Source organism: Bartonella sp. AP88HLJMH, from assembly GCF_042195605.1.
In the GTDB taxonomy this organism is placed as follows: domain Bacteria; phylum Pseudomonadota; class Alphaproteobacteria; order Rhizobiales; family Rhizobiaceae; genus Bartonella.
In genome coordinates, this window is the sequence record NZ_JBHIOR010000038.1 from 1 (window position 1) to 5,843 (window position 5,843).

The window sequence follows — 5,843 nt, forward strand, 5'->3', positions numbered from 1 at the left end:
CTTCATGGAACCTCTAACAAGTCCACTCAAAACAGCCACTGCTCTATGACGCTTTTAACAAAAGCACATGCCTCTGTAACCAAAGAAAAGTGACACCCAAAAACCACTTTATTTTAACTGCTGAAGATCTCTCCCCCACATTTATATAAAGAAGCCTCTAAACAAAACTGTTTAGCCCGTCAATGGTTAATACATCAATATCCCCAGTTTAATGCTACAATATATTTATCAATAATTAGAGATAAATTCACTCTCCAGCTCCTCTAAGCCACTCAACACGCATATAAACGAGACATCATCCTATCAAGCACATCCTGTCGTCAAAAACCATCATAGAAAACAATAAGAAATCTCTTTTAAAACTTTCTACTCAAATAGGCAAAACTCTCTGTACAGCGCATTAAGCAACCTTTCTCCAAAGATAATGATCTGAACAGAAGAGTTTTGTCCAGTGCTGTCAGTGTTGTCAGTTCTTTTTAGAGCCTATATTATTTTTTTAAATGAGAAAAAATTAAAAACATTATATTTCAATATGTTAGTATTTTAATGATACAACCTATATCGACAATACAACCTTAAATACAATCCATAATATATATTTGTCAGTTTGTGTCAGTAAATTAAACTGACAAAATAGATTATTTTAGTGACTCATAAAACCTATCAAAATACTCATTATGATATCTTAAAAGCACATATCAAATTTGTCTTTTTTCCATAAAATAAACAGAAAATTTCACTATTTTGCTGATCTTATCCTATGCCATGGGCTGTGGATAAGTACCTTTAAAAACTCTTTTGAAAAAAATTTATCCGTTTTTTCGCATTTTTCTGCATTTTTTTCACCATTTACTCAAAATGGATTTAATAAGCTTCATTTTGATTCTTTTGAAGAGAATTAATCAATAGAATATATTGTCATGGAGTTTATTCTTTATGCTTCGCCCTCATCATTATGATCATGAACATGTCTCTTTACGCTCTCTCTTGGAATATTATCGTCAACAAGCAAAATCACCCCGTGAATTGGGAACGCTGTTTGAAAACCTTGTCATGGCTTATCTTATGTATGACCCTCTCCATTTTGGACGATATGAAACGGTTGAGAGCTATTATGAATGGGCTAAAGAGCGTGAAGGTTGGAATAAAAATGATATCGGCATTGATCTGGTGGCAAAGCTTCGCAATCAAGAGGGATATGTGGCTATTCAATGTAAGTTTTATAAAGCTGACCATCAGATCAGTAAAAAAGATATTGATAGCTTTATCGCTGCCTCTGGAAAAGACATCTTTAAATATCGCCTTCTCGTCGATACCACGGAAGTGGAATTAAGTGACAATGTGAATGCCATGATCAAAGGACAAGCGATACCCGTTTATCGCATTGACCTTCGTCATATGGAAAACAGTCGTATAGATTGGCAAATATTTGCAACTAAAAAAGAAATTGTTCTTAAATCAATAAAAGAGCCTCGTCCCCATCAAGAAGAAGCCATCAAGAAAGTCTGTGAAGGTTTAAAAGAAGCAGACCGTGGCAAGCTGATCATGGCATGTGGTACGGGGAAGACTTTCACCAGTTTGAAGATAGCAGAAACCCTTGCTGGGAAAGGCAAGCGTGTTTTGTTTCTGGTCCCTTCTCTGGCTTTAGTCTCACAAACAATCCGTGAATGGACAGCCGATGCACAAGTACCTTTGCGTTCTTTTGCTGTGTGTTCGGATACAAAAGTAGGCAAGCGTCGTAAGAACCAAGATGATATTGTTGGCATGGAAACATCAGATCTTGTTCTCCCTGCTACCACGGATGCCCAAACCCTTGCCAAAGAAGCTTGCGAAAACCTAGCAGATGCAATGACGGTGGTGTTTTCAACTTACCATTCTATCCAAGTGATTTCAGATGCGCAAAAAGAGCATGGTTTACCCGAATTTGATCTAATCATTTGCGATGAAGCACATAGAACAACTGGGGCTGTGTTAGGAACAGACAAGCGTGAATCTGAATTTATCAAGGTTCATGATAACAGAATCATTCGGGGTAAAAAACGTCTATATATGACAGCAACCCCCAAAATCTTTACAGATAAGATAAAAAGGAAAGCTGACCTATCTGATACTGTTCTTGCCTCTATGGATGACGAAAAAATTTATGGCAAAGAACTGCATCATTATACATTTGCGGAAGCTCTAGAACATAAACTGTTATCACCTTGTAAAGTTATCATATTAGTTGTCAATGAAAAAGAAGTAAGCCAATCCATTCAACATCTTATTACCGATAAGAATTATGAACTTATTCTTGACGATAGGACCAAGATTAATGGCTGTTATAGAGCCCTTACCAAAATGGATCTGAAACTTGATCTTGAAGATGACCCCAATCCCATGCGTAGAGCTTTAGCATTTTGCAAAGATATTGATACTTCTAAACGCATATGCAAGGAATTCAAAAAAGAAAAAGTTCAAGAATCTTTGCACGCCCTTCATAAAAACTATAAAGATACTCCCCCTCTTAACTGTACTCTTGCCCATATTGATGGAACCTTTAGTGCTAAAGAGCGTACAAAACAACTTGACTGGTTAAAGGAAGATGCGGGGGAAAATACGTGTCGTGTGCTAACCAATGTACGCTGTCTTTCGGAGGGTGTTGATGTTCCTGCTCTTGATGCTGTTCTATTCTTACACCCGCGAAAAAGTCAAATTGAGATTATTCAAGCAATAGGCCGTGTCATGCGTCGAGCAGAGGGTAAGAAAAGAGGCTATATCATTCTACCCGTTGGAGTACCGGCTGGCATTCCACCAGTACAAGCCTTGGAAAATAATCCAAAATATGATGTCATCTGGCAAGTCGTCAATGCTTTGCGTGCCCATGATGAGAGTTTTAATAAAATAATCCACCATATGTCCATAAAACAGGACGTAAGCTATGCCCTTGATATTATTGTTCCTTCTCAAAAGGCTACCTCAGAAGATACAACTGTGGTTATTGATGACTTACCTATACGCTCAAAATCAGAATATTCAGGACTGAACATTGGATCACCAACTTATGAATCCTTTCACGGATATAAACCAGAAGAAGAATTATCCCTTTTTTCTCAATATCCGGATGTCATTAGAGCAGCTATTGTTAAGAGAAATTACGACCCTAGCTATTGGAAAAGATGGGCAACCAATGTTGCTGATCTTGCTCAAAATCATATCACACGCTTAACCGAAGTTTTAACAAAATCAGAAACGGAAACGCGGCGGGTGTTTAATGGTTTTATGACCGAATTACGTAACAATTTAAACACGACCCTCTCCGAAGAAAATGCGATTGAAATGCTTGCACAACATCTTGTGACGCGTCCAGTCTTTGATGCTTTGTTTGAGGGGCATCAGTTTGTTCAAGAAAATCCCGTCTCTTGTGCTTTACAACGTGTACTTAATATCCTTGATAAAGTTACTCTTAAAGAAGAATCTCAAGATTTCAGAACTATCTCTAGGAATGTACAATTTTACACACGAGGAACTACAAGTCTTGAAGCACAACAAAACTTAATTGTAAAGCTTTATAATGAATTTTTCCGTCATGCTTTTCCGCGTACGGTAGAAAAATTAGGAATTGTTTATACGCCCATTGAGGTTGTGGATTTTATCATTCATTCTGTTGATGATGTTTTACGCAATGAATTTGGAAAAAGCCTTGGTTCACGGGGTGTCTCTATTCTTGACCCTTTCACGGGAACGGGTACCTTTATTACACGGCTTTTACAATCAGATCTCATCAAACCAGAGGATATGGAATATAAATACCGTTATGATATCCATGCCAATGAGATTGTCTTACTTGCCTATTACATAGCAGCGATTAACATTGAATCGACCTATCATAGTATCATGAAAGGAGAATATATCCCTTTCAAGCATATTGGTTTGACTGATACGTTTCGGATGCTTGAAGAAAAGAATCTGCTGCAAAAATTATTCAAAGAAAACAGTGAATATTTAGAGCATCAAAAGAAACTGGATATCGAAGTTATTTTTGGTAACCCTCCTTATTCTATAGGACAAAAGAGTGAAAACGATAATGCGAAAAATACTCCTTATCCGATTTTAGATAAACGGATCAGTGAAACTTATGCGGCTCAATCGAAAGCAAGTCTTATGCAGGCGCTTTATGATAGTTACATCCGCGCCATTCGCTGGGCAAGTGACCGTATAAAAGACCGTGGTGTGATTGGTTTTGTTACAAATGCAAGTTTTATAGATACAAAATCTATGGATGGCTTACGCAAATGCCTCGTTGAAGAATTTAGCAGCCTTTATATTTTCCATTTACGGGGTAATCAACGAACCTCTGGAGAACTTTCTCGCAAAGAAGGTGGAAAAATTTTTGGTGAAGGTTCTCGTGCCCCTATAGCGATTTCTATTTTGGTTAAAAATCCAAATGCACAACAACATGGGAAAATATATTTCCGTGATATTGGAGATTATCTCAATAGAGAAGAAAAGCTTAAGACAATTAAAAAATTTGGTAGCATTAATGGTATTACACGGAGTAAACAAGGTTGGCAAATAATTACACCGGATAGGCATAATGATTGGATAAATCAACGTGATGACAGTTTCAAGACATTTCTAGCTTTAGGTGTTAAGAAAGGTCATGATACAAAGCTTTTTGAAACTTATTCCTGTGGCGTTCTAACCAGTCGTGATGCGTGGGCATACAACTCAAGTCGTAATGCTTTATCAAAAAACATGTACAACATGATTAACTTCTATAATAGCGAAGTGGAGCGCTTTAACGAAGCTTATGGACATGTTGATCGCAAAATACGTGAAAAGGCTATAGACAATTTCGTTAACGCTGATGCTACAAAGATCAGTTGGAGTAGTACTCTTAAACGAGAATTTATAAGAGAAAAATTATTTGAGTTCGAGGAGACGTGCTTTATTCAAAGTATTTATCGCCCTTTTACAAAACAATGGCTCTATTATAATCGTGCTTTCAACGATAGAGTTTCCATAATGCCATGTATATTTCCTATAGGAAAATCAGTTGAAAATAAAATGATACAACTTACAGGCATAGGAGCAAAAAAAACCTTTTCTGTTCTTATGATTAAAGCTGTGTCTGATTATCAGGTGATAGAAAACGGTCAATGCTTTCCGCAATATCTTTATGAAGATATTGTATCCTTAAAAGAGAAAAGTGAAAAGCAATCCCATTTATTTACAAACTCTATAGAGGAAAACAAAACAGCTGGTTTACAACGCCGTGATGCCATTACGGATGAAGGATTAGCACATTTTAAAGCCGCTTATCCTAATGAAACTATCACTAAAGGTGATCTATTTTATTATGTTTACGGGATTTTGCATTCAGAAGATTACCGCACCCGTTATGCTGATAACCTCTCTAAAGAATTGCCTCGTATCCCTTGTGTAAAGAGCACTGAAGATTTTTGGAAATTTGTAACTGCAGGGCGTGAACTGGGGCATTTGCATATGAACTATGAAACTGTAGAACCTTATCCTGTAACCTTTAAAAAAGGTGATCCAAAACTCACTGATATCCCTAATCCTGAAAAATTCTATTATGTTACAGAAATGAATTTTTTTGGGAATAGTAAAGTAAAAGATAAATCGACAGTTTTTTACAACAGCAATGTCACAATGACAGATATCCCTCTTGAAGCTTATGAATATATCGTCAATGGTAAACCCGCTCTTGAATGGGTTATGGAACGGCAATGTGTAAAGACTGATAAAAAGAGCGGCATTGTTAATGATGCCAATCGCTATGCTGTTGAAACCGTTGGCAACCCTGCTTACCCATTGGAGTTGTTTCAAAGGGTTATTAC

At 36.9% G+C, this 5,843-nt stretch carries 1 protein-coding gene; it reads left to right on the forward strand.

From position 1 onward, the window contains the following. Positions 1–936: 936 nt before the first annotated feature. Positions 937–5,843: DEAD/DEAH box helicase (locus ACFIMA_RS09030; RefSeq protein ID WP_375693383.1), on the forward strand; the 4,907-nt coding region annotated here is incomplete at its 3' end.